The organism is Serratia quinivorans, from assembly GCF_946227985.1.
GTDB classification, from domain to species: Bacteria; Pseudomonadota; Gammaproteobacteria; order Enterobacterales; family Enterobacteriaceae; genus Serratia; species Serratia quinivorans_A.
In genome coordinates, this window is sequence record NZ_CAMKGL010000013.1 from 16,423 (window position 1) to 43,389 (window position 26,967).

Below are 26,967 nucleotides of genomic sequence, written 5' to 3' on the forward strand. Positions count from 1 at the left end.
ACTTTCGTCAAGAGAGCAACGCGGCAATTGTTAATGGAAAGTTGTTTAAACATGACAAATGCGGAGAGGATCACGAAAAAATGCACGGATATGAAAAACTGATGAACATTGTGCTTTTCATCACAAATTCATGGCTAAAAACAGGTTGATCTGGCTAAGGCAATGAGAGTAAAAGTTTTCTCTCACTGGCTAACCACCCTTTTAAATAACAATAAATTTACATTTAGATGACTCAATCCTGCTTTTCAGCACTGTGAAATCAGCGGGTTAGTTCTCTGCTGCCTGAATTCGTTAACCACCCGCCAAAGGAGCGCAGATGGAACGCATTGTGCAACAACGTCAACGCTGGTTCGGGGTCATGGCCCTGCTGTTTTTGATCGTCATCGCCTATGCCGATCGGGTCAATATCGCCGTGATGCTGGTTAACCCCGACTTCCTGCAACACTTCCAGCTCGGGGGTAACCGCGCGCATCAGGGCATGCTGATGACGGTGTTTTTACTCGGCTACGGGCTTTCCGCCATGCTGTTGACGCCGTTCCTGGAAACGCTGATGGGTTATCGCCGTGCGCTGACGCTGAGCATTGTGCTATGGGCGTTGCTCACCGCCGCCTCGCCGCTGGCGGGGTCGCTGCTGCTGTTATTTGCGGTGCGCGCATTGTTGGGTGTCAGTGAGGGGCCGTTGTTCTCGCTGAAAACCATGTATATCGGCGATCACTTCGCTGCCGATGAACGCGGCAAGCCCAATGCGATCAGCACTCTGGGCGTCTCGCTGGGGCTGGTGATCGGTTTTCCGCTGGTGAGCTTCCTGATGGCGCACTTCGGCTGGGCGGTTTCTTTCTATCTGCTGGCACTGATCAACCTGTTGCTGGGGCTGGCGTTGGTACGGCTGTTTATCCACCCCGCCGCATTGCCGTCGCGCGCCGTTGACTCAAGGCCGATCCTGCAACGCGTCTGGGATACTTTTGCCCTCGCCTGGCGCACCCCGATGCTCGGCTGGATCATGCTTATCGAGATCGCCACCCTCAGCTACCTGTGGGGATCCAGCTCCTGGCTCCCGGCCTACCTGACCGACGAGAAAGGTTTTTCCATCAAACAGATGGGGTGGATGGCCTCCTTACCGTTTATCGTCAGCATCGGCTCAAAATATCTCGGCGGCGTACTGCTCGATCGCATCCGCCCTTATCAGGCACCGCTGATTTTCGCCTTTGGCGGTGCGGCGACGGCGCTGTGCATCTATGGCGTGATGCATAGCGAACAGCTCGGCTGGCTCGCCTTTTTCCTGCTGGCGGCCAATGCCTGTTGGGGCGCTCAGGGAGCCGCGATCCCGACGCTGTTGCAGCATTATGCACAGCCGCAGGCCGTGGGCAGCGCCTATGGGCTGATTAACGGCATCGGCAATATGTTCTCGGCGTTTGTACCTATGATTATGGGCATGGTGATGGCCAGCCAGGGCAAGGTGTCTTCGGGATTTGCGGTGCTGATCGTGTCACAGGGGGTGACATTGCTGGCCGGTGGCGTGTTATTCAGCAGAATGCTGATGACGCGTGAGGTAAAGCGGGCGTAAAAGGGTCGGGGCAGATAACGCGCCCCGACTCATATTCATGTTACTGCGGCTTAACGCCCTTTCTTTTTACGACCAGGCTGAGCGAAGCGCTTACGCGCAGGAGCACCTCCGGCTGGCTTTTCGGCGCTTTTCGATGCACTGGCAGGCTTTTTCACCGCCGGTTTGGCTTTCTTCGCCGGCTTGGCTTCTGAGGAAGAGCCTTCAATCGATTTGAACAGCTCGACCAGCTCATCGTCGGTTAAGTCGCGCCATTCACCCGGAGGCAACCCGGCCATGCTCACATTCATAATGCGAGTACGCTCCAGCTTGGTCACCTCATAGCCGAAATGCTCGCACATGCGGCGGATCTGGCGGTTAAGCCCCTGCACCAGCACGATACGAAACACAAAAGGCGCTTCTTTCTTCACCTTGCACTTTTTGGTCACCGTACCCAGCATCGGCACGCCGGCCCCCAGGCCACGAATGAAGTCGTCGGTTACCGGTTTGTTGACCGTGACCAGATACTCTTTCTCGTGGTCATTACCCGCCCGCAGGATCTTGTTCACCAGATCGCCATGGTTGGTGAGGAAGATCAGGCCCTGTGAATCTTTATCCAATCGCCCGATCGGGAAGATACGGGTGCTGTGATTGACGAAATCGACAATGTTGTCTTTCTCGCCTTCTTCCGTGGTACTGACAATACCGACTGGCTTGTTCAACGCAATAAAGATCAGATTGTCTTCATTGCGTGGCTCAATCAGCTGACCGTTGACCTTGACGACGTCGCCTGGGAACACCTGATCGCCAAGCGTCACGCGCTTGCCATTGATAAAAACATTGCCTTGTTCGATGTAACGATCGGCATCGCGGCGCGAGCAGATACCGCTCTCGCTTATATATTTGTTAAGACGTGTGGATTGTTTGGTCAACATATTCTCTCCGTAAGCCCGGATTATAGACCTTCAAGGCAACAGATACAGGCATTTTCATAGTGCGGTAACGAACGGTGAATAGAGTGTTTTAGACTATATTTTCCATTCTAAATTCATCACCCGCTATACCCTATGGATTTCAAGTTGCAGCTAGGCGCCCAGCTCATTCATCCTCAGGAGCTTACTCAAGTAAGTGACTGAGGTGAATGAGTGCAGGTAACAACGCTGCAGCTTGAAAGACGACGGGTATATTTAGGCCTGTTTTTTTGCTGCCTGCAGATACAGCATCTCCAGGCCCAGGGTCGCTGCGGCCAGCGCGGTGATCTCGGACTGGTCATAGGCCGGAGCCACTTCCACTACGTCCATACCCACGATGTTCAGCGACTGCATGCCGCGTACCAGTTTCAGCGCGCGATCGGAGGTCAGGCCGCCGATCACCGGCGTGCCGGTGCCCGGTGCGAATGCCGGATCCAGACAGTCGATGTCGAAGGTCAGGTATACCGGCATATCACCGACGATCTGTTTGATCTGGGCCAGCAGGTCGTCCGCGCTGCGATCGTTAACCTGCGCAGCGTCCAATACCGTGAAGCCGTTGTCGTGATCGTATTCGGTACGAATGCCGATCTGCACAGAGTGTTTTGGATCGATCAGGCCTTCGTTCGGCGCATGGAAAAACATGGTGCCGTGGTCATATTGGCTGCCGTTGGCGTAGGTGTCGGTATGGGCATCAAAGTGCACCAGCGCCAGCTTGCCGAAATGTTTGGCGTGCGCACGCAGCAGCGGCAAGGTAACGAAGTGGTCACCGCCGAATGAGAGCATGCGTTTACCGGCCGCCAGCAGTTTTTCCGCGTGCGCCTGCAGCTTGTCACTCATGTCCTGAGCGTCGCCAAAGTTGAACACCACGTCGCCGCAGTCGACCACGTTCAGACGATCGCGCAGGTCAAAGTTCCACGGCCAGCGGTTGCCTTCCCAGGCCAGGTTGGTAGAAACCTGACGGATCGCCGCAGGGCCATGACGGCCACCGGCGCGGCCGGAAGTTGCCATGTCAAATGGAATGCCGGTGATGACCCACTCTGCATCGCTGTCGTAAGGCATAAAGTTCAGCGGAAAGCGCAGGAAACCAAAGGCGTTGGACACTAAAGAATTATCGGGCTGGTGGCCTAAGGTACTCATAGTAAACCCTCATATTTCAACGTTTCGCCTGTTGAAAAATCACACAGGCGCTGGCAAAAAAAAATCCCTCCCGCGTCGTTAGCCCGACGAGAAAGGGATCCATTCGAAATCTGTTTCAGTACTGCTGATGCAGCAGATTATCGCCGCATTTCGTTCGCGCTTCAAGAGCGCGCATCATCATCTCGGCAGCTCGTCGTCACCCAGTATAGACCCTGGATCCTTCAGCTATATGATCGTTGCCGCTTGCCGTGACTAAATTTTGTGATTTTGGTCCCTTAACCTGGCCTATAAACTCTATAAGTTGTTTACTAATTAATTTATAAAATACGAAATAATTAAAATCACGATAATTAATAATTAAACATTGCGCTAATGAGTAGATCTTATACGTTCAGATAAATGCGAGATAAGTAAATATATGTTAAAAATAATGCCAAGACACCAAAAGCGGATTATCAAACACAAAAAAAACTTATTTGGCACTGGAAGCTATAACCTTCCTGTTAAGTTTTCCTTTGGGTTACCTGTGTTCTCAAATTGATTCACTGAATGATATTGCCTTAGAAATCATTCTCTTCTATGTTCCGGTGTCTATGCTCTTGGTGGATTACCTTTACCAACGGCTTGAAAGAGAATAGGCTCTGCACCAGATATAAACGGATCTTTTCAGAACAAATCCAAGAGGTTCATTATGATAATTAAAAAATTTTCTAAAGTTTTTGCGCTCTTTTTTATCTGCTATTTGATTGCTTACCTCTTTCAAGGAATAACCATTACCGGCCCTACCGTTTTCAAATCTATAGGCTACGCTGTGCTGATTGCTTTGGCATACTTATTTGTCACCAGTGCATGGTGGAAAAAACACGTGTTAAAATTAAAAAGTGACGACTAGGTTATAGAATAAGATCCCGCCCCCCAACGGGATCAACCGAGATTGAAAGCATAGGCCAACATCAGCCTAGAGAGTCATATTACACCGCTACTGCTTCACCAATACCGGCTGCTGGCTATAACGCGTTGGGAATATATGCTCCAGCTGTTTTATTTTCGGTTGGTCGTTAATCATGATGTACATGGAATCAGAGTGGTCGGTCAAAAAGTTCTGGTGGTAACTCTCTGCCGGATAAAAATGCCCATTGCTCTCGACGCGAGTCACCAGCGGCTGAGCATAACTGTGGCTGGCCTGTAACTGGGCGATGTAAGCGTTGGCGATCCGTTGTTGTGAATCACTCTGCGGGAAAATCGCCGAACGATACTGGGTACCACTGTCCGGCCCTTGTCGATTAAGCTCGGTGGGATTATGCGCCACCGAGAAAAAGATCTGCAGCAAGTCACCGTAAGAAACCTGAGTCGGGTCAAAGGTCACTTTCACCGACTCCGCATGGCCGGTATCGCCGCCGCTGACCTGCTGATAATCGGCAGTTTGCGCGGTTCCCCCGGTATAACCGGAGACGGCGTCGGTTACGCCCTTCACATGCTGAAAGACGCCCTGCACACCCCAGAAACAGCCGCCGGCAAAAATAGCGGTCTCGCTGTGTGACGTCCCTGCCGGCTCATCAACCGCGGGTGCAGGGATCATCACCGCCGTTTCCGCACCACCAAATGACCATGCGCTTCCCTGCCAGAGTCCCACACCGACCAAGGCGACCACGCCAGTGATGGCATACGATCTTAACCACGTACCTAGCCTGTTTGAACGTTTCATCATATTCACCACTGGGTTAGCCAAAAGTGAAGGCGGTAGTCAGAATGCCGCCGAGATAAGCCAGTATCAGGATCAACATTTCTCTCTCCCCATTATGCCTTCTGCGGCGCAAACAGCAGCGCCAACCCATTCATGCAGTAACGCAATCCGGTAGGCTGTGGGCCGTCGTCAAACACGTGCCCCAAATGTCCGCCACAGCGCCGACAGTGCACCTCGTCCCGCACCATGCCAAATGATCGGTCCTGCCGCTGTGCGACCGCCTGTTCCAGCGGCTGGTAAAAGCTTGGCCAGCCGGTGTGGCTGTCAAACTTGGTGTGAGAGGAAAACAGCGGCAACTGGCAACCCGCGCAGGAAAACAGACCGTCGCGATGTTCATCATTCAGCGGGCTGGTATAGGGCGCTTCCGTGCCTTCCTCGCGCAAAATATGATATTGCGCGTCGGACAGCCGCTGATGCCACTGTTGATCGGTGTAGTTGACTTCAAATTGTCCGGAGGCCGCCGCATGGGCTGTCCGTCTCGGCAATAGCCCTAACGCGAGCGCTGCGGACAGGCCGCCGCCAGCCAGAATAAACCGCCGTCTGTTGATCATCATTGTCACCCCGCAAACCGATCAAACCGATAGTGACAACCTACAGAGAAAACCCTGTCCGAATCCTCACGGAGAGTTAACAAATTTGTGATAACTGATGTGGGGGAAAGAAATATCGAGGGGGATTGCGGGGAAAAACCATTAAAAAAGGCCGGACATCAGGGAGATGCCCGGCCTTTCACGGCTACTTACTCATCTTCTAAGTAAGTATAACCGTATAAACCGGCTTCAAACTCTTCCAGGAACTGCGCCTGCAGTTCGCTGTCCAGATCGGTTTCTTTCACCTGATCGCGGAATTTGGCCAGCAACGCGGTAGGATCGAGCTGCACGTATTCCAGCATGTCGGCAACGGTATCGCCTTCATCGGACAGTTCGGTTTCTACCGTGCCGTCAGGGAAGACAAACACGTCAACCGAGGCAGTATCACCGAACAGGTTGTGCATGTTGCCCAGAATTTCCTGATAGGCACCGACCATAAAGAAGCCCAGCGCCGGCGGGTTTTCCGGATCGTACGGTGGCATTGGCATGGTGGTTGCCACGCCGTCACCGTCGATGTAGTGATCGATGGTGCCGTCAGAGTCACAGGTGATGTCCAACAGCACTGCGCGGCCTTCCGGCGGCTTGTCCAACCCTTCCAGCGGCAGCACCGGGAACAGTTGATCGATACCCCAGGCGTCCGGCATTGACTGGAACAGCGAGAAGTTGACGTAAAACTTGTCCGCCATACGCTCCTGCAATTCGTCGATGATAGGACGGTGGGCGCGGTTGCTTGGATCCAACTGCTGCTGGATTTTGTTGCAGATGTTCAGATACAGCTGCTCGGCCCAGGCGCGCTTGGTCAAATCCAGCATGCCGTGAGCGTACTGAGTGTGAACGTCATGCAGGTCCATCTGGCTGTCGTGCAGCCATTCGCGCAGCGAGCGACGGTTTTCCGGCTCGTTCAATTCCTGCCAGGTTTCCCACATGCTTTCCAACGCGCGTGGCGCGTCTTCTGCCGGAGGTAATGGCTCACTGAATTCATTGCGCTCAACGCCGATCACGTTGGACACCAGCACCGTATGATGTGCGGTAACCGCACGGCCGGATTCGGTGATCACCGTCGGGTGCGGCAAGCCGTGTTCATTACAGGCGTCGCCGATACCCCAGATTACGTTGTTGGCGTATTCGTTCAGGCCATAGTTCACCGAGCAGTCAGACTGCGAACGGGTGCCTTCATAATCCACGCCCAGACCACCGCCCACGTCAAAGCACTGGATGTTAACGCCCAGCTTGTGCAGTTCAACGTAGAAACGCGCAGACTCACGCACGCCGGTAGCGATATCGCGGATATTGGCCAGTTGCGAACCCAGGTGGAAGTGCAGCAGTTGCAGGCTGTCGAGACGACCCGCTTCGCGCAGAGTTTCCACCAGCTTCAGCACCTGTATGGCCGCCAAACCGAACTTGGATTTTTCGCCACCGCTCGACTGCCATTTACCGGAACCTTGTGACGCCAGACGCGCACGCACACCCAGACGCGGTACCACGTTCAGACGTTCGGCTTCTTCCAGCACCATGTTGATCTCGGACATCTTCTCGATCACCAGGTACACCTTGTGCCCCAGTTTTTCGCCGATCAGCGCCAGACGGATGTATTCACGGTCTTTATAACCATTACAGACGATCACTGAACGGGTCATGCCGGCATGTGCCAGCACCGCCATCAGCTCGGCTTTGGAGCCGGCTTCCAGCCCCAGCGGTTCGCCGGAGTTGACCAGCGATTCAATCACGCGACGGTGCTGATTCACTTTGATCGGATAAACCAGGAAATAACCGCCTTCATAGCCGAACGACTCGCGCGCGCGTTTGAACGCGGCATTGATCGAACGCAGGCGATGCTGCAGGATCTGCGGGAAACAGAACAGTGCCGGTAAACGCAGGCCATCTTTTTGGCGTTGTTTTACCAAATCGGCCAGATCGACACGTGCCTGCGGGACGTCCGGATCCGGGCACACGCTGATGTGGCCCAGTTCATTGACGTCATAATAATTGTTGCCCCAGTAGGCGACGTTATAAGTGCGCAGCATCTTGCTGGCATCACGGTCATTCATAGCAACCTCCTGCATGGAGCGCAAAGATATGGATTCGCCCGTTGCTGACGGACGGTGAATCAATAGATCATCAGACATTACTCGCCTCACATCCCGTACTGACGATACAGTCAGCCACTATCGCAGCTACAACCCGCGAGAACAACCCAACAAACCGCCCTTGCGGCAGCGAATAAAACTGCCGTTCGCGGTTAGCGATCGGTTTATGCCCAAAAGATTTCATGTTGCGGCTAGGCGACAAGCGCGTAAATCCCCAGAAACTCAGAACAGCTGAGTGACTGGGATGAGCGCGCGCAGGCAACAACGCTGCAGCTTGAAAGCTGAAGGGGATATTACTCATATAATTGTAAGACACCCTGTTCAAACCTCGTGAATCGGGTCAAGAAACATCCCACAGGAAGGCTGCAGGCTACCCTTGTTCAGTTCTTCAGACGACCGTTAACCGGCCCGAGAATCCTGAGTAGCGCCCAGGTGTTTATCACACCTGAAAGGTGGTGTAGAGACAAGATGGGAGATAGCAAAAGAATGTGCGCCAGAACGGCACTGTTGCTGAGAACCAACAATCGGTAGACAACGGATCATTAATCCAACCACCTCCACGCACGCCGCCCACAATGAACGACCGAGCCTCTATTAATAGTGTAAGAACGTGACCATTCTATGAAGCGGCGACGCCAAAGGTCGGCATCTGCGGCTGACCATTCGGCCACTAACGGGAGCGTCACAGAAATTTACAACTTCTTGCCCCACGCTGTGCATCAAATGAGCCGCGCGCGCAGTTTATACCGATAACACGGGGAAAATGCAAAATGAAAATTTGCCGGAAACTGTTTCAAGCGATGAAAATGGCGTCGCCGGCTTTGCGCAAAAGAGCGAAATGGCAAAAAAACACTGGCAATCCGGCTAAGCCCTGACCTAAAATAGACGTCCAGATGTTAATCCATCTATACTGATTAACGAAGAAACTGCTTAACGGCTTTGCCTGAGGGGCGTTGCAGGATGCATCTCGCGCCATCAGCGGAAGACCCTTCGCTTTGATGCCGGATCTCCAGCGCTGTGCAGTAATTTCTAACCCGTCTTATGCAAGGTAAAGAACACAATGGCTAAACACCTTTTCACGTCTGAATCCGTCTCTGAAGGACATCCTGACAAAATCGCCGATCAGATCTCCGATGCCGTTCTCGACGCCATCCTGGAACAGGATCCTAAAGCACGCGTAGCCTGCGAAACCTACGTGAAAACCGGCATGGTACTGGTCGGCGGTGAAATCACCACCAGCGCCTGGGTTGATATCGAAGAAATCACCCGTAAAACCGTGCGTGAAATTGGTTATGTTCATTCGGATATGGGTTTCGACGCCAACTCTTGTGCCGTACTGAGCGCCATCGGTAAGCAATCCCCGGATATCAATCAGGGTGTTGACCGTACCGATCCGCTGGAACAGGGTGCTGGCGATCAGGGCCTGATGTTTGGCTATGCCACCAACGAAACCGAAGTGCTGATGCCTGCACCGGTGACCTACGCACACCGTCTGGTACAGCGCCAGGCCGAAGTACGCAAGAACGGCACTCTGCCGTGGTTGCGTCCGGATGCAAAAAGCCAGGTCACCTTCCAGTACGACGACGGTAAAATCGTTGGTATCGACGCGGTAGTGCTGTCCACTCAACATTCCGAAGATATTTCTCTGAAAGACCTGCAGGAAGCAGTGATGGAAGAGATCATCAAACCGGTTCTGCCTACCGAATGGTTGAGCGCCAGCACCAAATACCACATTAACCCAACCGGCCGTTTCGTTATCGGTGGCCCAATGGGCGACTGCGGTCTGACCGGGCGTAAAATCATCGTTGATACCTACGGCGGCATGGCTCGCCACGGCGGCGGTGCATTCTCCGGTAAGGATCCGTCCAAGGTTGACCGTTCAGCAGCCTACGCTGCGCGCTACGTAGCAAAAAACATCGTTGCTGCCGGCCTGGCTGACCGCTGTGAGATCCAGGTTTCCTACGCTATCGGCGTAGCAGAACCGACCTCAATCATGGTGGAAACCTTCGGTACCGAGAAGATCCCTACCGAACAGCTGACTCTGCTGGTGCGCGAGTTCTTCGATCTGCGCCCATACGGCCTGATCCAGATGATGGATCTGCTGCAGCCGATCTACCGCGAAACTGCTGCCTATGGCCACTTCGGCCGTGAGCACTTCCCTTGGGAAGCAACCGACAAAGCAGCCCTGCTGCGCGATGCCGCCGGCCTGAAATAGGCCCGGGTATCGGAAGTGAAAACGGCGAGCCTGGTGCTCGCCGTTTTTGTTACTGACAACACAGGAAAAAACGTGGTTTTTCCTGTGTTGTGATGAACAGCCGAAAATCAATCAATTGATTTTCCAGATTTTTATTTATCGACCTTTACTCGCTCTATGCAGGAAAGGGGTTTGTTATCAGTCTGAACGGCAAGCCGAGGCCTGCCGTTTTGTTTTTATCGGATGGGTGCTCATGGATCAACGCACAAACAACCAACAGGCGGGAGCAACGCCCCCGCCGTTGGGTTGGGTTGCCTTACCCTTTGGATCCGTAAGCCAGAATGGCTGCAACTTCCGTGTCGCCCAGCTTGATGCGCAATTCGCATAGCGAACCGCGGGTGATCCACATAAGCGCAATCAGCGTCATGCAGATAATCATCAGCCTTGGAACTATCCGTCCCTGCTGCATTTTTGACCTCCTTTTCCTTGCCTCTCGGCAGGTAAGAAGCTAACCTAACGTTCTCTGGCGTTAGAGTTGGCCTCGGGTTGATGTATATCGACACGGGGCTTTTCTCTTTCTATCCCTTGCGTATGCTCAGGACGAAAGATCCAGAGCACCCGCACGCAGTATATTCACCCATACCTTGGTTTCGGCGTCCCTTTCCGCACTAAATTCCGTTTCTGCGCAGCGTTGCGCAAAGCGCTGCAACAGTCTGTAAATACAAAAAAATAAGGCCCAGCAATGCTGAGCCTTTGAGAGCAAAAACCGGAGTCGCCAGGTCGTTTACGAGGTTTGCTTGCGCAACAGGTAAACGAAATACGGTGCGCCGATAAAGGTCGCCAACAGCCCAGCGGGAATTTGGTACGGGAACATCACCATGCGTCCGCACCAGTCGGCAAACACCATCAACAACCCGCCTAGCAGCGCGGCAATCACCATCTGCGGTAACGCACGGCGGAATCCCAACATCCGTGCCATATGCGGCGCCATCAAACCGATAAAGCTCAGCGGCCCTACGGTCAGCGTTGCCATGGCGGTCAGCGTGGCGGCCAGCAGCAGAATACTCAAGCGCACCGGCGTCAGGGCAATGCCCACCGAACGGGCAGTGGCACTGCCGAGCGGCAGGATGCTGAGCCAACGACGACACAGCGGCGCCAACGCAATCAGCGCAGCCGCAATGACCGCCGTTCGCACCGCCTGCTCAGGCGTCACCGAATAAGTGGAGCCGGAAATCCAGGTCAGCAGGCCGCCGGTGCGCGGATCGCCACTGGCCAGCAGCAGGAAAATGGTGGTGGTAAACGCCGTGCTGAGTGCGATACCGGCCAGCAGCATACGCTCGGTGGAGAACCCTCCGCGCCCGGCCGCAATCATGATCACCAGCAGGGTCCCGGCGGCCCCCAGACTCCCGGCCGGCAGCAGCCAGACAAAGGCATCACCCGGTACTATCAGCAGCATCATCACCACGCCAAAGGCGGCCCCCGAGCTGATACCCAGGACTTCCGGGCTGGCCATTGGGTTACCGGTCAGCTTTTGGATTAAGGTCCCCGCCACCGCCAGCATCATGCCCGCAGCCAATGCCGACAACACCCGAGGCCAGCGCCACGGCAGCAATGACTCCAGCTGGACACCCTGGCTCCAGTGCCAGCCGGCAGCGTTTTGGCCGAACATCAGCGCAACGGCAATACCGGCCAACAGCACCGCACCGGCCAGCGTCACCCACACCACCAAGTGGCCACGTTCGGCCGGTACCTTATCGCCCAGATCCATCGGCGGCGGTGTTGAAGCACTGCGCAGACGCGGTAGCAACCATAACAACAGTGGTGCACCAAACAGTGCGGTAGCCGCACCGGTCGGGACTTCTCGCCATACCTGCGTCAGCCAGATCATCACCTGATCGGTTAACCACAACAGCAGAGCACCCAGCAACGGTGCCAACATCATGCGGTGCGCCAACCGACGCGCCCCCAGCATTTTCGCCATCAGCGGAGCAAACAGGCCGATAAAACCAATCACCCCAACGGCATTCACCAACATGGCGCTGAAGATAATTGCCACTGCCAGCGCGCAGAAACGCGCCATCGACAGCCCGAGCCCAAGGTTGCGTGCCACGCCATCGTCCAGGCCCAGCAGCGTCAGTGGGCGCAGCAGCAGCACAGCCAACAGCCCGGCCACCAGCAGGCGCGGCAGAATAAATTGTACGTTGCTCCAGTCTTGCTGATTCAGCGCTCCGGTACTCCACAGAAACACCCCCTGCAGCTGATCGTAATTGAACAACGCCAGCAGACTGTTGACCGCACCGCAGTACAACCCCAGCACCAGCCCGGCCAGGATCAGCGTCACCGGCGACATGCGTTTGCCCCAGGCCACGCCGAACACCAGCCCACCGACCACTACCGCCCCCACCATGGCGGCCAATTGGCGAGTCAACTCGCCGCCCGGTAACATCCACAACGTAGCGACAGTCAACCCAAGCTGGGCCCCGGCGGAAACGCCAAGCGTTGCCGGCTCCGCCAGCGGATTGCGCAAAACCTGCTGGAACAGCACGCCGACCAATCCCAGCCCGGCACCGGCCAGCAGGGAGACGGACAGCCGCGGCAACAGGCTATAGTGGAACAGCATTTGCTGCACATCGTCGATGTTCGGCGCCATCAACGCCTGCCCCCATAATGCCCAGGGCAGTTGTTGCAACAGGTTGTAGAGCGTCAGGCCGCCAGCCGCAGCCAACAGCAACAGCACCAGCGTCAGCGGGAATGCCCGGATGCGCGCGCTCATGAATAACTCTCCTGCGCCTGCTCCAGCAGATGGCAGAAGCGCATCGCCGACAGCGTTGCCCCGTAGAACCACACCGCGGGCACCTGGCGCAGTTGATTCTGCCGCACGAAGGGTAATGCCTGCCACAGCGGGGTGGAACTGACTTTCTTCAACATTTCCTGATTACCGTGGTCGAGATAAATCGCCCGCGCACTTTTCACCATCGCCAGACGTTCAATCCCTACCACTGCCGTACCCCAAAAGTTGGTTTCCCCTTCCCAGGCATTGATTATTCCAAGCTGATCCATCACTTCCTGGAACAGGCTTTTCTGGCCAATAACCAGCGCATGGCGAGTGTCGATCAGTGAAAACATCAGCAATGGCTGTGTCGTGTATGAATGCAGACGCTGACGCGCATCCTGCATAAAGCGGTCAAACAGAGCCAAATGCTGCACCGCCCGGGTTTCCAACCCCAACCGCTGCGCCAAGGCTTGCAGTGACTGTTTGGCCACCGTCAACGGCTTGCCACTGCCGTCGTTAAAGCTAAAGCTCATTGAGGGAGCTATCGGCTCCAGCTTTTGCGGCGTGGGGCCATAGCCTTTCGACAGCAATATCAGCGATGGCTGAAGCTGCTGTAACAGCTCGAGGTTAGGTTCGGTGCGCTGGCCGACATCAATCACCGAGGCAGGCAACTTTGGCTCTTCCACCCACAGGTTGTAGTTATGGATATCAGCGACGGCCAGGGGGGTGATCCCCAGCGCCAACAGCAACTCAATCGGCAGCCATTCCAGCGCCACAATGCGCGCAAGATCGGGCGGCGTGGCTGCGGCTTGCCCTGGTAAAGAAAACAACAAGGGCGACAGCGTCATGGCCGCCAACAGGCGCCGGCGAACGGCATCGTGGTGAAAATCAGAGGAATCAGGCATCAGTAGACAAAACTCACCGGCGCACCGCCGCTTGGATGTGGCAGCGTTCCCATAGGAATACCGTAAATTTGCTCCAGCACCTCACCCTGCATCAGATCCAGCGGGCTACCCTGTGCAATCATCTCACCGCCGCGCAAGGCCACCAGATGGTCGCAGTAGCGCGCCGCCATATTGATATCATGCAGCACCGCAATCACCGTCAGGCCACGTTGATGACTCAGCTGCTGGATCAGCGCCAACACCTCAACCTGATGAGCGATATCCAGTGCCGAGGTGGGTTCATCCAGCAGCAGACAGCGGCTGTCTTGCGCCACCATCATCGCCAGCCAGGCGCGTTGGCGCTCCCCGCCGGACAGGCTGTCCACCAAACGGTTGGCAAATGGCTTCAGGCCCACCAGCGCAATCGCCTCTTCCACCTGCTGACGATCGTTAGCGCCAAAACGGCCCAGCGCGCCATGCCATGGATAGCGGCCAATCGCCACCAGTTCACGCACCGTCATGCCTTCTGCAGCGGGCAGTTGCTGGGGCAGATAGGCAACCTGACGCGCAAAGGCCTTGCTGTCCCACTGGCTCAGCGGCTGCTGGTTAAGCAGCGCGTTGCCGGTGGAGGGGCTTTGATGGCGACCAAGGATTTTTAGCAGCGTGGACTTGCCGGAGCCGTTATGGCCGATCAGCCCACAAACTTTCCCCACGGGAAAGGTCAGCGACAAGGGTTGCAGCAGCACGCGGCCGGGAACGGCAAAGCTGGCGCTGTCCAGGGTAAAAATGGCGTCGTGATTGGGGTGTTTATCCTGCATAGGTCCTACTTTTTCCGGGGCGACATCACGCCGCCCCGGTGATCCGGTTAGAAGCGGAAGGTTGCGGTGGCGACCACCTGGCGTTCTGCGCCCCAATAGCAGCCGTAGGTGGCGAAGCAGCTGGAGACGTATTCTTTATCAAACAGGTTATTCACGTTGATGCCAATCGAGGACCCCGGCAGATTGAAACGCGCCAGGTCGTATTTTATCGCGGCATCAACCACCGTGTAGTCTTTCACTTTAAAGGTATTGGCTTCATCCCCATAGCTGGAGCCGACATAGCGGACGCCAGACCCCAGGGTCAGGCCACTGATGGCTGTTTCGTGGAAGGTGTAATCCGCCCACAGTGAAGCCATATGTTTTGGGATCGCAGCCGGGGTATTGCCCTGAAGCGTGGTGTCTTTGGAGTACTCGGCATCCGTGTAGGTATAAGAACCCAGCAGGTTAAGGTTGGCCGACAGCGCGGCTTTGGCTTCAAATTCAACACCACGAGAGCGAATCTCACCGCCCTGCACGCTGGCGAATGGATGATCTGGATTAGGGTCAGCCACCTTGTTGTTGGTTTTAGTCAGCTGATAGATCGCCATGCTGGCAGTGATAGGTCGATCTTTCGGCGCATACTTCACGCCGGCTTCATACTGCTTCCCTTTGGAGGCGGCGAAGGTGTTGCCGCTGACATCCGTGCCTGAAGTCGGCTCAAAGGATTCACTGTAGCTGACATAAGGCGCAATACCGTTTTCAAAGACATAGTTCAAGCCAGCCCGACCGGTGAATTCGTTGTCTTTTTGCTTGGATACCGAGTTCTGAGCCAAACGGTTGGTGCTGTTGGTGTCGCTCCAGTCATAGCGTCCTCCCATGGTCAGCACCCATTGATTCCACTCGGCCTGATCCTGTACGTAAAGCCCGGTTTGCTCCTGACGATTGACCTGACTTGCACCACCAGTAATGGTGTAACTTTGGTTGCCGTACTGGGGTGCCACGACATTCAGCGGGGAAGCGGTGCCGTACTGATAGACGACGTCGTTACGCATGCGCATGTAGTCTACCCCCATCAGCAAGGTATGATTAACCTGTCCGGTGGCGAATTTTGCCTGGGCCTGAGTGTCCACCGCAAAGCTCGACAAATGCTCTTTCGAGTTCATCACTCCACGCGTCAGCTCTGCCGGGTTAGTCGGGCTGATGCCCTGACCATAAATGGAACGGTAATCAAGGTCCATTTTTGAGTAACGCAGGTTTTGGCGCACCGTCCACACGTCATCAAAACCATGCTCGAAGGCATAACCCACCATCTGTTGCTTGCGCGAGATGTTGTTATAACCCGGCTCACCGTCGTTGAAACTGGTTGGCAACTTGCCGTTGATGCCATTTTGCACCGTGCCCTCTTTCGGCAGCCAGCCATAGAAGCCCAGGTCAGGATCATCCTGGAAACTGCTGAGGAAAGTCAGAGAAGTACGATCGTCCGGCCGCCAACTGAAAGAAGGTGCGATAGCATAGCGCTTGCTCTTTTCGCCCACCTGCTGCTGATCTTCATCACGTGCCAGGCCGGTCAAACGGTAAGAATAAACACCCTCATCATCCACTGCGCCGCCAAAGTCGAAACCGGTCTGGAACAGGTTGTCGGTACCCATCTTGAACTGAACTTCACGCAGGCTTTCGGTGGTTGGGCGTTTGCTGACCAGGGCGACGACGCCACCCGGATTGCTCTTGCCATAGAGTACCGAAGAAGGACCACGCAGCACTTCGGCACGCTCAAGGAAGTAAGGATCGATCTGGTAAATGGAGTAGTTGTCGTCCTGCAGTTTCAGGCCGTCGAGGTACATATTGGTACCTACCGAACTGAATCCGCGAATGTTCACGGCATCGTAGGCGGTGGAGGCGCCACGGTTGTCCACCATCACCCCCGGCGAATAAGCCAGCGCACCTTTCACCGTCTCCGGCTGGCGCATATCCATCTCTTCACGCGTTACCACGGAAACCGACTGCGGGGTCTTTTCGATCGGCGTATCGGTTTTGGTACCGGTGGCGCTGTGCTTGGCCACATAGGTGCCGACCGGCCCCCAGGCGCTTTCCTGTTGCGGTTGGCTACTGCCCACCACGGTAAGGGTCTCTTCCTTGGTGTCGGCGGAAAATGCCGGCATCGCCAGCGTACCAAGTGCGGCAGCGATAGTTATCGCTAACCCACTGACATGAATGCGGCCCTGCTTGGCCCCGGAAGATGAAAGACGCTTGGTCGACATAGGTGGTTTCTCTGGTAAATTATTTGATGACGAATGTAAACGATAATAATTATTATAAGCGCTGCATTTTATGCGCAAGATAAGCGGAACTGCAAGTAGTGCGGAGGATCTTACTATACGAATACAGGCGGCAGAGATACCGCCTGTTATTGCAGACTATGGCGTGATTATGGGTAAACGCTGCGCAACATCAGGATTGGCGGATTGCGACTCTCCGATGAATCCATGACATATTTACGACCCGTGTCATTGCCAATGATACAGAAAGAAATTTCGGTTTGGTTGTCTTTGATAGCATGTCGTACCGCCTTGTCCACATCGGTGTAACGGAACTTGAGTTCGTTATCCAGATAAAGTTGCCCGGCCTTCGTACCACCGCATTCAGGCGCATTATTCCAGGTCACTGAATCTCCACGCCAGCTATTGCTAACTGGCATGTAATACATCATGCCAGCGGTCTGATCGCTGCCGTTGATCGTGGCATTACGCAGGAAATACTTTACGTCAGTCGCGCTTTCAATGTCTTTTCCCTCAGCCCATTCAGGAAGCTTAAACTTAATCAACCCGATCTGGCGCTTGCTTTGCGTAGACCGATCGTCCGGCCCCTGCGCCCGCACCGTCTTATCATCAGCAAAGTTTTTATCGGCGTCGTCAAGATTAGCGATGGTGGTATCTTCCAGCGCGGTTGAATAGCTGAACGGGATGTTTTTATTACAGGAACCAGGACGGTTCATACAGTGTTCGGTCATATACTGGGCCGATTGCGCGGACCAACCATTCATAAAATCACCATGGGCAGTATAGATCGAGCCCCATTTCTCCACCAACTTGCCATTTTCCATTACCGGATCCAAAGACAACTGAATCTTGGTCATATCAATGGGGTTATCGGTATTAACCTCATAGGCCACATTCATATTTGCTCTGGGGATCTTCACCGGATAATTTACCGAGCAAACGCCGCCTGTTGAATAAACCGCGTTTTTTATCCCTTGCTTCGGTTTCGCTTTCAGGGTCACGCCATCCCAACAGTCTGGAAAACGCAGGCCGATGTTGAACTGCACTATCCCAGGCTTATAGGGGGCGCACGACGAAAATGGCGTCTGCGAATAGCCCGAGGACTTACAGTAATAGTTGAGTACCCAAGGTGTTGGCCCCGTACCACGGTGATTACCGGCCAACAATTCCAACCCTTGAGGTAACGGGCTCAGTGGGTATTCCTCCACATTCTCGCTTTGATAATAGGTTTTCTGGTATGACGGTTTGACAATCGTACCATCCTCCAATCGCAGTGCAGGCACCCAATAAGCGGAACTATCAGCCTGATTATCGCAGGTATTCTCCGGCTGATTTTGCAGGTCAGTGGTTTTAGTAAAGGCATCGGTATGAATATTCCCAAAGAAATCATGCAGCATTGCCATACCAGGCATATCCAGCATCATGATGGCATCATCCGGCTTGGTATGGCTGTAGTTACATATCACATTGGTCTCGGGGGAGCCTGGCCCAACTGACGTAGCCAGAGCATTCTGCGAAAATAGCGAGGTAGTAACCGCCAGCGCCAGAAAGGAAAAAACAAATTTCATTAGAGTGTCCTCTATTTAGAGTCAACAGATACGGCCTTCTCACCGCTGCCGTATCTCCCCCTTTACCTGCTAAAAAATAACTTGGCAGCAAGGTCAGTGAACCAACTCTGTTTTAGGCTTCATCACCGTTAGAGAACATAAAATGCAGGATTAAATTTTATTAAATTACTTAACTCCAGAATAAATAAAATTAAAGGCACAGCAAAAATGCTGTGCCTTTAATAACTATATCAGTTACTTACTTGCCAAACATGTCCTTGATCCAGCCGGCAACACCGTCAGCATCTTTTTGCTCACCCGCAGCCTGCTGTTGCTGCTGCTCTTGTTGCTGTTGCTGAGCCGCCTGGCTTGCCTGACACAGCCCTTGCGGATTGTCGGTCCACACCGGAATGGTGCGCCCGCCACCGCCACAGACAAAGTTACCGCCTGAGTCGATGCCCATCTGGTTGATGCCTTCCGGCGGCTGCAGCATCAGCGGCAGCGGCGTCTGGTTTTCCAGATAGCGGCGATACAGGGTCAGCGCACCGTTGGCACCGGTCAGCTTGGCCGGGCCGTTGTTATCACGACCCACCCAGGCGATAGCCACTTCTTTGCCATCAATACCGGCAAACCAGCTGTCGCGCAGATCGTTGGTGGTACCGGTTTTCGCCGCCAGATTATAGTTGGGGAATTTCACCGACAACGAGCGAGAGGTCCCGCGCGCGACACCCTGCTGCATGGCGTACAACGTCAGGTAAGCCGCCTGCGCCGGCACCACGCGTTCCGCCTGCGGGAAGCTCTGGTACAGCACTGAACCGTCTTCGGCGATCACCGAGCGCACCGCTGACAATGTCGCACGATTACCGCCACCGGCGATGGTCTGGTATTCCTGAGCCACTTCCATCGGCGTCAAGCCAATGGCACCGAGCAGCATGGAAGGTACCGGATTGATTTCCGCTTTCGGAATGCCCAGACGTTGCAGTGTGGCACTGATTTGATCCAGCCCAACCGCCATACCCAGGTTCACCGTCGGGACGTTGAGCGAGAAGGCCAACCCGTCCACCAGCATCACCTGCCCACGGAATTTGCGATCGTAGTTGTTTGGCTGCCAGACGGTGCCGTTCGACAATTTCAGCGTCAATGGCTGATCCGCCAGCCAGGTGTTGAGGCGGTATTTATCCGGCTCGGAAAGCGCGGTCAGGTAAGTGGGTGGCTTGGCCAGTGAACCGACCAAACGGCGCGCCTGCATCGCGCGGTTAAACCCGGCGAACTGCGGGTTGGCACCGCCGACCATGGCGCGGACTTCGCCGCTGAAACGGTCGACAATCACCATCGCCGCTTCCAGATCCTGAACGTGACGAGCCGCCCTCAATGCCGGAATACCGTCTTCGACCGCTTTTTCCGCCGCATCCTGTGAAACCGGATCCAGCGTGGTGAAGATTTTCACACCGGACAGATCGTTAACCTTGTCGCCCAGCTTGGCTTGCAGTTCCTGACGCACCATCTGCATAAACGCCGGCTGTGGTGTGATCACCCCACCTTTCGGCTGCACGCCCAACGGCCTGGCACTGAGCATGTTATACAGTTCGGCATCGATAACCCCCTGGTTCTGCAACAGTTTCAGTACCAGGTTACGGCGCTCCAGCGCCAGTTTCGGGTTACGCCAAGGGTTATACAACGACGCCCCTTTGACCATGCCAACCAGCAGCGCCTGCTGATCCAGACTCAGTTCATCTACCGGGCGACCGAAGTAATACAGGCTGGCCAGCGGGAAACCGCGGATCTGGTCGTTGCCGCTCTGACCGAGGTAAACCTCGTTCAGATACAGCTCAAGGATACGATCCTTGCTGTAACGGTAATCCACCAGCAACGCCATGTAAGCTTCGTTGGCCTTACGCCACAGCGAACGCTCGTTGGTCAGGAACAGGTTTTTCACCAATTGCTGTGTCAGGGTACTGCCGCCCTGCACCGCACGCCCGGCGGTCAGGTTAGCCAGCACGGCACGGCCGATGGAGTATGGGCTGATGCCGTCATGTTCATAGAAGTGACGGTCTTCGGTGGCGATCAACGTATCCACCAGCAGGTCCGGGAAACCGGCGCGCGGGACAAACAGACGTTGTTCACCGTTAGGCGACTGCAACATGGTGATCAGGCGCGGATCGAGGCGGAAGAACCCGAAACTGCGCTGGTTTTCCATGTTCTCGATTTTCGCCAGGCGGTTGTTCTGGAAATCCAGGCGGGCATGGATCTGGCCCTCTTTACCGTCCGGGAAATCAAAGGGACGACGCAGCATCTCAATGCTGTTGGCCTGTACGGTAAATTCCCCCGGACGCGTCATGCGGCTGACCTGGCGGTATTGCATGCCCTCCAGCAGATCGACCATTTCCTTTTTGCTGTACGGCATACCCGGTTCCAGGTTGACCATGCGACCATACACCGCCGCCGGTAACTGCCAGACCTTGCCGTCAATGCGGCTGCGGATCTGCGAATCCAGATAAACGCCGTAGATTGCCAACAGCACGGCAACCACCAGAATCAGTTTGATCAGCAAGCCGAGCCAGCGGCGTTTTTTACGCTGCGGAGTCGCTTTTACCTTACGCGGCATGCGTTCTTCCTCGTCTTCATAATCATCATCTTCATCCTGGTACTCGTCTTCCTCGTAATCATCGTAATCGTCATCTCGACGACGGCGCGGCGGCTTGCGCGACGCGGTGCGTTTTGGTTGTTTCCCTTTGCGCCCGATGGGCTCGCGGTCATCCCCAGCCATTGCTGTTAATCTCCAGACTTGGCGGCACTGCCGGCCATTATAAGTCGCTTAATCTGTCGTGCCGTCAGGCCGCTGAACAGAAGAAACATCTGAATTCATTTACTGATATTTTTTCGTGCGCCGCGTGGGGGCGGTATTCGCCGGGTCGTCCGGCCACACGTGCTTCGGGTAACGCCCTTTCATCTCTTTTTGCACTTCCCGATAAGCGCCCTGCCAGAACGCCGCCAGATCGCCGGTGATTTGCAACGGCCGGTGCGCCGGTGAGAGTAACTCAAGCACCACCGGGATGCGACCTTCGGCCAGCATCGGACTACGTTGTTCACCAAACACTTCCTGTAAACGCACCGCCAGCGCCGGGGGTTTGCCGGCATCATAGCGGATCGGCAGTCTGCTGCCGGTTGGCACAGTGTAATGAGTGGGTAACGCATTATCCAGTCGCTGCTTTTGCTGCCAATTCAGTAACCGCGCCAGCGCCTCGGCGATATTCACCTGTTTCAGCCCGCGCATGTCGCGTATACCACTCAGCGACGGCAGCAGCCACTGCTCCAGTGATGTCAACAACGACTCATCGTCGACCGGTGGCCAGTCAGCCTCCGGCAGCCAGTTCTGCGCGCACTGCAGGCGCAGACGCAACTGTTCGGCGGCGGTGTCCCAGTTAAGCACCGCTACCCCCTGGGTACGCACCCAATTGAGCAGCGCCAGTTGCAGCTCTTCGGCAGCCGGTTTGGCCAACGGCTGCGCACGTAGCGTCAGGCGACCAATCTGCTGACGTTTCCAGGCGCGCAGCGTGCCTTTTTCCTCATCCCACTCCACGGCAGTTTGCTGGGAAACCATTGCCGGCAACTGTGCCGCCAGCACCTCAATCTCCACCGGCAGCGCCAGCAGGATACGTGCATCGGGGCTGTTATGCCCCTGGAGCAAACTGGGAACAATCAACCATGGCGCACGCGATAACGCCTCGTCCTGATTCATCGCCGCGCCCATGCCGTTGGCCAGCAGATAACGGCCATCCTGACCGCGCCGTTGAGCGATGCGGTCAGTGAAGGCTAACGCCAACAGGCGCGGTGCCATCTCGACATCAACCTGTCCGTTTTTTCCTGGCAAACGTCGAGCAAGCTGGGTGGCACGGCGTTGCCAGTTCGGCTGCGGGCGGCTCAGCCAGTAGCCGATATCCATTTGTCCGCTACGCGGAGGCTCTTCCAGTAACGCCGCCAGCGCGGCGGCCGTTGCCAGCCCATCGGCTCCAAGATCCGCGCCGTGGGTCAGCATCGCCGCCAACCGTGGCTCACAGCCCAGTTTGGCCATCTGTCGACCGCGCGAGGTGAGTTTATCGCCGTCATCGATGGCTCCCAGCCGCTGCAATAGCCTTCGGGCTGCCGCGAGCGCCGTTTCCGGTGGCCTGTCGAGCCAGGTCAGTTGCCCAACGTCATGACAGCCCCATTGCAGTAACTCCAGCCAAAAACCGGCGAGATCGCTTTGCAGAATTTCCGGTTCGGCATGCTCTGCCGCCCGTTCTGCCTGCTCTTTGGCAAACAGATGCCAGCAGATACCCGGCTCCAGACGCCCGGCACGGCCTGCGCGCTGGATCATTGACGCCTGGCTGATACGCTGTGTCACCAGCCGCGTGAGCCCGTTACGCACGTCATAACGCGCCACTCGCTCCAGGCCGCTGTCTACCACCAGCCGGATACCTTCGATGGTCAGGCTGGTTTCGGCAATGTTGGTCGCCAACACCACTTTACGTCGCCCGGCGGGGGCCGGTTGAATCGCTTTTTGCTGCTGTGCCAACGGCAAGGCACCGTACAGCGGGCATAGCTCGGTATCGGCCGCCACCTCACCGTTCAACCGCTCCAGCACCCGGTTGATTTCCGCTACGCCCGGCAGGAACAGCAACAGCGATCCTGTCTGTTCCGACAGCAGGCGTTTTACCGCCGCGGCCACGCCGTCCTCCAGCCGCTGATGACTGGCCAACGGCTGATACTGGCGATCAACCGGGAAACTGCGGCCTTCAGAGACCACAACAGGGGCCTGCGGCAGCAACTGTGACAGGCGGGCATTATCCAGCGTCGCCGACATGATCAGCAGTTTTAAATCGTCGCGCAGCCCCTGCTGCACGTCCAATAGCAGTGCCAGCGCCAGATCGGCCTGCAGGCTACGTTCATGGAATTCGTCGAGGATCACCAGCGAGACGCCCTGCAGCTCGGCGTCCTGCTGCAGCATGCGGGTAAGAATGCCTTCGGTAACCACCTCTAACCGGGTATTGGGCCCGCTTTTGCTTTCGGCGCGCATGCGGTAACCCACCGTCTGGCCAGGCTCTTCTCCCAGTTGCTGTGCCAACCGGTAAGCCACGTTTTTCGCCGCCAATCGCCGCGGTTCGAGCATGATAATTCGCCCCGGCAGCCCGGCTTTGGCCAGGATCTGCAATGGCAGCCAGGTGGATTTACCGGCACCGGTCGGCGCATGCAGCAAGACCTGCGGGGCGGATTGCAGCGCAGTGAGTAATTCATCAAGAACCGCGCTGACGGGCAGTGAAGACACAGAACTCTCCGTAGTGGTTAACATTGGACGGCGCACATTGTAGCATTAGACTCCGCCTTTCATTACTTGCCGGGAACCTATGTCCAGCTCGCGCCGCCTGTTTTTCGCCCTGACCTTGCCTGATGCACTGCAGCAACAGGTGATCCGCTGGCGCGCCGAAGCCTTCGCGCCGGACGTCGGCAGACCGGTCGCGGCAGCCAATTTGCATCTGACGCTGGCCTTTCTTGGCGACGTTTCGGCGCAAAAAGAATCCGCGTTGAAAAAGCTGGCCGCCCGTATTAGCCAGCCCGGTTTCAGCATGGTGCTCGATGACCTCGGCCACTGGCCGCGCCCCGGCGTGGTCTGGCTCGGCACCCGCCGTGCGCCGCGCGGCCTGTTGCAGTTGGCGGAGCTGTTGCGATCGCAAGCGGCCCGCAGTGGCTGCTATCAAAGCCCCATGCCGTTTCATCCGCATATCACCTTGCTGCGCAGTGCGACGCAGCCGGTCGCTGTACCGCCCGCTACGCCGGGCTGGGACTTCAGCGCTAACGAATTCGCCCTGTACCAGTCAGTGTTTGAAAACGGCCGCACGCGTTATCAGATGCTTGATCAATGGTCTTTAGCCCACCAGGATACGCCATGATTTTTTCGCCACCATTGCGCCACGCCACGCTGATTAAACGTTACAAACGCTTTCTGGCGGACGTCGTCAGCCCGGAAGGGGAAACCTTCACCCTGCACTGCGCCAATACCGGTGCCATGACCGGCTGTGCCACGCCCGGCGATACCGTCTGGTATTCCACCTCGGATAACCCCAAGCGTAAATATGCCCACAGCTGGGAGCTGACGCATACCCAACAGGGGGACTGGATCTGCGTGAACACCCTGCGTGCCAACACCCTGGTACGTGAGGCGATCGAACAGAATCTAATCAATGAATTATCCGGTTACAGTAAAATAAGCAGCGAAGTAAAATATGGCAGCGAAAGCAGTCGTATCGATTTGTTATTACAGGCAGAAGATCGCGCTAACTGCTATATTGAAGTTAAGTCAGTCACATTATTGCAACAACAACGTGGTTACTTCCCTGATGCGGTAACGCTCAGAGGACAGAAGCACTTACGTGAGTTGCTAAGCGTGGTTGAAAGCGGGCAACGGGCGGTATTGTTCTTTGCTGTGTTACATAGCGGTATTGAGCAGGTCGCACCGGCACATCATATAGATGAGCGTTATGCGACACTGTTGGCACAGGTTCAGCAGTTGGGTGTAGAAGTGGTTTGTTATGGGGCTAAATTATCACCTGACGGTATATCTCTCTGCGATAAGTTACCGTTTTTTATCGATTAGCACTGACCGGGCACCAATAATTCGACAACCGGTTAACGCGTCGCCAAATACGCCTTCCTTCACACCATTGTCAAGCAGGCGACAGGAATAATTGCCAACCTACCTCCCATCTGTTATTTATAGCGGCCTGTTTTTCCCCCACATTGGGGATTCGATAGTGCGTGTGTATGTAGGAGAAGCAACATGCAAGAAGGGCAAACCCGTAAAACCTCGTCCTTGAGCATTCTCGCCATCGCTGGGGTGGAGCCGTACCAAGAGAAGCCGGGCGAAGAGTACATGAACGACGCCCAGTTGTCGCATTTCAAGCGCATTCTTGAAGCATGGCGCAACCAGCTCAGGGATGAAGTGGATCGTACTGTATCTCATATGCAGGAAGAGGCAGCTAACTTCCCTGATCCGGCCGACCGTGCCACTCAGGAAGAAGAGTTCAGCCTTGAACTGCGTAACCGCGACCGCGAGCGCAAACTGATCAAAAAGATCGAGAAAACGCTGAAGAAAGTAGAAGACGAAGATTTCGGCTACTGCGAATCCTGCGGCGTGGAGATCGGCATTCGTCGCCTTGAAGCGCGTCCGACTGCTGATTTGTGCATCGACTGCAAGACTCTGGCCGAAATCCGCGAAAAGCAGATGGCCGGCTAATATACCCAAAATAGTTGGAGTTGCATCAAGGCGGCAAGGGAGCTTTTCCCGATGAGCTTACTCAAGTAAGTGATTAGGGTAAGTGAATGCCGCCAACACAGAGGCAACTTCAAATATGACGGGTATACAGTTGTTACCGCTGCGGCGTGCGCTCTGCGTGCGCCGCACAGAGAAAAGGGAAAGTTTCCCCTCTGATATGCAAGAAAGACAATATGTGGGGCGCTTTGCCCCATCGCCTTCCGGAGATCTGCATTTCGGCTCGCTGATTGCCGCTCTGGGAAGCTATCTCCAGGCTCGTGCCCAACGCGGGCAGTGGCTGGTTCGCATTGAAGATATCGATCCCCCGCGCGAAGTCGCCGGTGCGGCCGATCGTATCTTATCCGCTCTGGAACACTATGGTCTCCTCTGGGACGGCCAGGTCATCTATCAATCCCAACGTCATGAAGCCTACCGCGCTACTCTGGATCAACTGCATCAGCAGGGGCTCAGCTATTGCTGCAACTGCACCCGCAGCCGTATCCAGCAGCTTGGGGGTCTGTATGACGGCCACTGTCGTCATTTGAATCTTGGCCCGCAGGGTGCCGCCATTCGCTTACGTCAGTCCGCCCCGGTTTACGCCTTCCATGACCGCCTGCAGGGCGAGTTGCAGGCCGACCCGGCGCTGGCACGGGAAGACTTTATCATCCGCCGGCGCGATGGGCTGTTCGCCTATAATCTGGCGGTGGTGGTGGACGACCATTTTCAGGGCGTTACCGAAATCGTGCGGGGTGCCGATCTGATCGAACCCACGGTGCGCCAGATAGCGCTGTATCACCAATTACAGGCGCCGGTGCCCGCCTATGTGCATCTGCCGCTGGCGCTGGGCGCTAACGGTATCAAACTGTCAAAGCAAAACCATGCGCCCGCTCTCCCCGACGGCGATCCACGCCCAACATTGGTGGCCGCGCTGAAATTTCTGCGTCAACCACTGCCGGAAAGCTGGCAAGATCTTGACCTGTCGTTATTATTGAGCTGGGCAGTCGCTCACTGGAAGCTCGACGATGTGCCGCGCCGGGAGGCCATTTCCCTGGACGAAAACACATCGGCATTCTCAAAAGAGCCATGGTGAGCTATGATTAGCCGCTATTTTTTGTTAGCGCCATTTTTATCAGACACTA

General features: G+C 55.6%; 19 protein-coding genes. 6 read left to right on the forward strand and 13 right to left on the reverse strand.

Features of this window, described 5'->3' with window-relative positions:
* Window positions 1-316: 316 nt before the first annotated feature.
* Window positions 317-1,564 (forward strand): MFS transporter, encoded by a 1,248-nt coding sequence (locus tag OCH02_RS22495; RefSeq protein WP_261433062.1) that lies wholly within the window; start codon window positions 317-319, stop codon window positions 1,562-1,564.
* Between the two features lie 50 nt (window positions 1,565-1,614).
* On the opposite strand, the gene rluF is transcribed toward OCH02_RS22495, so the two are convergent.
* The 5 genes from rluF to speA form a co-directional block, all read right to left on the reverse strand.
* Entirely contained in the window at window positions 1,615-2,475 is an 861-nt protein-coding gene (rluF, locus tag OCH02_RS22500; RefSeq protein WP_261433063.1) for a 23S rRNA pseudouridine(2604) synthase RluF, read from the reverse strand.
* A 252-nt stretch (window positions 2,476-2,727) separates the two neighbouring features.
* Complete coding sequence (gene speB, locus OCH02_RS22505; RefSeq protein WP_261433064.1) at window positions 2,728-3,648, reverse strand: agmatinase; 921 nt, start codon at window positions 3,646-3,648, stop codon at window positions 2,728-2,730.
* Between the two features lie 979 nt (window positions 3,649-4,627).
* On the reverse strand, window positions 4,628-5,227 hold the full coding sequence (gene msrA / locus OCH02_RS22510; protein ID WP_315899242.1) for a peptide-methionine (S)-S-oxide reductase MsrA: 600 nt from the start codon (window positions 5,225-5,227) through the stop codon (window positions 4,628-4,630).
* A gap of 218 nt (window positions 5,228-5,445) precedes the next feature.
* The gene (msrB, locus tag OCH02_RS22515; protein WP_261433140.1) at window positions 5,446-5,943 is read right to left on the reverse strand and encodes a peptide-methionine (R)-S-oxide reductase MsrB; all 498 of its coding nucleotides are present in this window, start codon (window positions 5,941-5,943) and stop codon (window positions 5,446-5,448) included.
* A gap of 188 nt (window positions 5,944-6,131) precedes the next feature.
* On the reverse strand, window positions 6,132-8,108 hold the full coding sequence (speA, locus tag OCH02_RS22520; protein WP_261433068.1) for a biosynthetic arginine decarboxylase: 1,977 nt from the start codon (window positions 8,106-8,108) through the stop codon (window positions 6,132-6,134).
* Window positions 8,109-9,129: 1,021 nt separating this feature from the next.
* On the opposite strand from speA, the gene metK reads away from it, so the two are divergent.
* Window positions 9,130-10,284: a methionine adenosyltransferase gene (gene metK / locus OCH02_RS22525; protein WP_085119028.1), complete on the forward strand. Its 1,155-nt coding sequence runs from the start codon at window positions 9,130-9,132 to the stop codon at window positions 10,282-10,284.
* A 295-nt stretch (window positions 10,285-10,579) separates the two neighbouring features.
* Here the strand turns inward: metK and OCH02_RS22530 are convergent, their stop codons facing one another.
* The 8 genes from OCH02_RS22530 to hrpB all read right to left on the reverse strand — a co-directional run bounded on the left by OCH02_RS22530 (window position 10,580) and on the right by hrpB (window position 23,845).
* Entirely contained in the window at window positions 10,580-10,732 is a 153-nt protein-coding gene (locus tag OCH02_RS22530) for a Hok/Gef family protein (protein ID WP_129936160.1), read from the reverse strand.
* Between the two features lie 315 nt (window positions 10,733-11,047).
* Entirely contained in the window at window positions 11,048-13,036 is a 1,989-nt protein-coding gene (fhuB, locus tag OCH02_RS22535) for a Fe(3+)-hydroxamate ABC transporter permease FhuB (RefSeq protein WP_261433070.1), read from the reverse strand.
* Window positions 13,033-13,941 (reverse strand): Fe(3+)-hydroxamate ABC transporter substrate-binding protein FhuD, encoded by a 909-nt coding sequence (gene fhuD / locus OCH02_RS22540; RefSeq protein ID WP_261433072.1) that lies wholly within the window; start codon window positions 13,939-13,941, stop codon window positions 13,033-13,035. The genes fhuB and fhuD overlap by 4 nt, the downstream gene beginning before the upstream one ends.
* The gene (fhuC, locus tag OCH02_RS22545; RefSeq protein WP_261433073.1) at window positions 13,941-14,738 is read right to left on the reverse strand and encodes a Fe3+-hydroxamate ABC transporter ATP-binding protein FhuC; all 798 of its coding nucleotides are present in this window, start codon (window positions 14,736-14,738) and stop codon (window positions 13,941-13,943) included. The genes fhuD and fhuC overlap by 1 nt, the downstream gene beginning before the upstream one ends.
* 47 nt (window positions 14,739-14,785) lie before the next feature.
* A complete protein-coding gene (gene fhuA / locus OCH02_RS22550) occupies window positions 14,786-16,975 on the reverse strand; it encodes a ferrichrome porin FhuA (protein WP_261433074.1) in 2,190 nt (729 codons plus the stop codon).
* A gap of 167 nt (window positions 16,976-17,142) precedes the next feature.
* A complete protein-coding gene (locus OCH02_RS22555; RefSeq protein WP_261433075.1) occupies window positions 17,143-18,561 on the reverse strand; it encodes a DUF1996 domain-containing protein in 1,419 nt (472 codons plus the stop codon).
* Window positions 18,562-18,799: 238 nt separating this feature from the next.
* Window positions 18,800-21,307, reverse strand: coding sequence for a bifunctional glycosyl transferase/transpeptidase (mrcB, locus tag OCH02_RS22560; RefSeq protein WP_261433076.1), 2,508 nt, complete (start codon window positions 21,305-21,307; stop codon window positions 18,800-18,802).
* A gap of 99 nt (window positions 21,308-21,406) precedes the next feature.
* Window positions 21,407-23,845 (reverse strand): ATP-dependent helicase HrpB, encoded by a 2,439-nt coding sequence (hrpB, locus tag OCH02_RS22565; protein ID WP_261433077.1) that lies wholly within the window; start codon window positions 23,843-23,845, stop codon window positions 21,407-21,409.
* 79 nt (window positions 23,846-23,924) lie between these two features.
* Between hrpB and thpR the strand changes: the two genes are divergently transcribed.
* The 4 genes from thpR to gluQRS all read left to right on the forward strand — a co-directional run bounded on the left by thpR (window position 23,925) and on the right by gluQRS (window position 26,918).
* Window positions 23,925-24,467, forward strand: a complete 543-nt coding sequence (gene thpR, locus OCH02_RS22570; protein ID WP_261433079.1) for an RNA 2',3'-cyclic phosphodiesterase — start codon at window positions 23,925-23,927, stop codon at window positions 24,465-24,467.
* Window positions 24,464-25,171, forward strand: coding sequence for a DNA/RNA nuclease SfsA (gene sfsA / locus OCH02_RS22575; RefSeq protein WP_261433081.1), 708 nt, complete (start codon window positions 24,464-24,466; stop codon window positions 25,169-25,171). Before thpR ends, sfsA begins: the two co-directional genes overlap by 4 nt.
* Before the next feature lie 183 nt (window positions 25,172-25,354).
* Window positions 25,355-25,810 (forward strand): RNA polymerase-binding protein DksA, encoded by a 456-nt coding sequence (gene dksA / locus OCH02_RS22580; RefSeq protein ID WP_012146687.1) that lies wholly within the window; start codon window positions 25,355-25,357, stop codon window positions 25,808-25,810.
* A 196-nt stretch (window positions 25,811-26,006) separates the two neighbouring features.
* Window positions 26,007-26,918 carry a tRNA glutamyl-Q(34) synthetase GluQRS gene (gluQRS, locus tag OCH02_RS22585; protein ID WP_261433082.1) on the forward strand — a complete coding sequence of 304 codons (912 nt, stop codon included), beginning with the start codon at window positions 26,007-26,009 and terminating at the stop codon, window positions 26,916-26,918.
* Window positions 26,919-26,967: the final 49 nt, after the last annotated feature.